This window comes from Ruegeria atlantica (assembly GCF_013033965.1).
GTDB classification, from domain to species: Bacteria; Pseudomonadota; Alphaproteobacteria; order Rhodobacterales; family Rhodobacteraceae; genus Ruegeria; species Ruegeria atlantica_D.
This window is the reverse complement of the sequence record NZ_WQFE01000038.1, coordinates 1-2,215: the sequence shown is the minus strand read 5'-3', so window position 1 is coordinate 2,215 and position 2,215 is coordinate 1. Positions and strand designations below refer to the sequence as shown.

1 protein-coding gene is annotated in these 2,215 nt (G+C 44.2%); it reads left to right on the top strand.

Translation table 11 applies throughout. The annotated features are described in order from the left end of the window. Window positions 1-313 precede the first annotated feature (313 nt). Entirely contained in the window at window positions 314-2,038 is a 1,725-nt protein-coding gene (locus GOW16_RS22560; protein ID WP_170419805.1) for a TadE/TadG family type IV pilus assembly protein, read from the top strand. Window positions 2,039-2,215: the final 177 nt, after the last annotated feature.

The window sequence follows — 2,215 nt, the reverse complement described above, 5'->3', positions numbered from 1 at the left end:
ATCAGGAGCGGAAAATCCACCTAACTCAACTGTTCAGATTCCTCAGGCCACCTCTATGCCTCAGGTTATTCCCGAAGTGCTTTAGCCTCACAATTTCAATTACCAAGTGCCCAAATGGACAACAATAGTTCTGCAAACACAGAGATCTGTCGAAAGATATAGTCAAAAAACAACGACGGGTGATTCTCGCGGTCTCCCCCATCTGCATTCAATAACCCACCCATCGCAGCATTCCTAATAATGAAACGAGGCGGTTGATAAAAGGCTGAATTCTTCAGAAGCTCGCGAAAATAACGTACTAGGAATTGTTTCGATGACTGTGGCAACATCAAAGCAGCTAATCTTGGAGCGAAACACACCTCCAGATGGCAGTTATTTTTCCATGCTTTCGGACTCTGTCGATACTTCCGAACACAGCAAGAATGATAATACGAAAGTACTTTGCGCCCGACGTTTCGCTAAAGATGAAGACGGCGGCGTGTTCACGATTTTTGTGCTGATTGGGTTTCTAATCATCCTTGGGACTGCCGGAATAGGTGTTGACATTATGAACCACGAGCGCGACCGCGTACAACTTCAGAATACGTTAGACCGTGCGGTTCTTGCTGCTGCGGCCATCAATCAAAAGCTTCCTCCTAAGCAAGTAGTAGAAGCGTACTTAGAGAAGAGTGGGCTTCAAGGTAAGTTGTCCGGAGAGCCGATAGTTGTCAGTAACATTGCATCGAGAGCCGTTACAGCGACAGCTCAAACGGATGTAAATACAAACTTTATGAAGTTTCTCGGAATTCCAAAATTGGTTGCCAAGGCGACGAGCGCTGCTGAAGAATCGGTCGGAATAGTCGAAATTTCATTAATTTTAGACATATCCGCTTCAATGTACGGGCAATCTTCAGTAGAAGGCAAAAGGAGGATTGATGCACTCAAAGAGGCTGCAAAAACGTTTGTTTCAGTGATGTTGGATGGAGAAAATAGTGGCGATGTCTCTATATCTGTTATCCCCTATGCAACCCAGGTGAATGCCGGGAAAAACATACTAAATAAGTTTACAAATGTATCGACAGAACACAACTATTCTCACTGTGTGAATTTTTCGCCCAATCAATTTCAAAATGCAGCTTTAGATCCCACTAAACCGCTGGATCGTACCGCGCATTTTGACCGGTATAGGAGAAAAAATCAATGGGAAGAAAATCGGTTCCCAACTTGCCCAACCCGTGCCGGCAGTGAAATAACTCCCGTGACTAACGATCTTGAGCTGTTGCATAATCGAATTGATCTATTGCGAACAGGGGGAAATACATCAATTGAAATCGGGGTGAAGTGGGGCGGAGCCTTATTGGATCCAAAATTTAGAGACCTTGTCACTCAATTGACCCGGCAAGAAATTGTACCGGCCAAATTTAATGGTCGTCCAACGGATTATGGTGAGGACGATGTCAAGAAGGTTATGATTGTCATGACTGACGGTGAAAACACAGAACAACCTTACTTAAAACCATCACTTCGAAGTGGAAATTCGGGTGTCTGGTTTAACCCTAATTACACTAGCGAAAACGGTGAAAAGGGCGAGTACAGTGTCTTGGTGTCAAGCTCCCCTCCCGAGTATTATTGGACGCGTCAACAAAATTTTAGTGATCATCCTTACGGGGACTTAGAAGCAGGAGACGCTATACGCCTGACCTATCCTGAGTTATTTAATATGGTATCTCTAGGTTGGAACGCGGAAAAGAACTACGAATGGCAACCCAATAACACTGAGAATTGGTATACAAATTCATTTGACTATATAGGTCCTGACGCCAAGGATATTTACGTTAAAAATATCTGCAAGGCATTAAAGGACGAGGGCGTTATCATTTTTACCATTGCTTTTGAAGCTCCGGCACGTGGTCGGAGCCTCTTAAGAGATTGTGCAAGTTCGACCGGACATAATTTTGAAGTGAACAATACCGGTAACCTAGGTAGTGAAAACTTGTCAATTGAAGATGCTTTTGTGTTGATTGCAGCTTCAATCAGGCAATTGAAACTAACCAAGTAATACCAGGAGTTATTGGGGTAGGATTTAGCAACTGTACTTGTCATGCGAGCTGAGCGTTCCACTTTTGTCGTGATTTGCACTGCGCGTTCGCGATTGTGACGAGCTTATTTGCGAAGGCTACGAGAGGTGGCCTGAGGAATCTGAACAGTTGAGTTAGGTGGATTTTCCGCTCCTGAT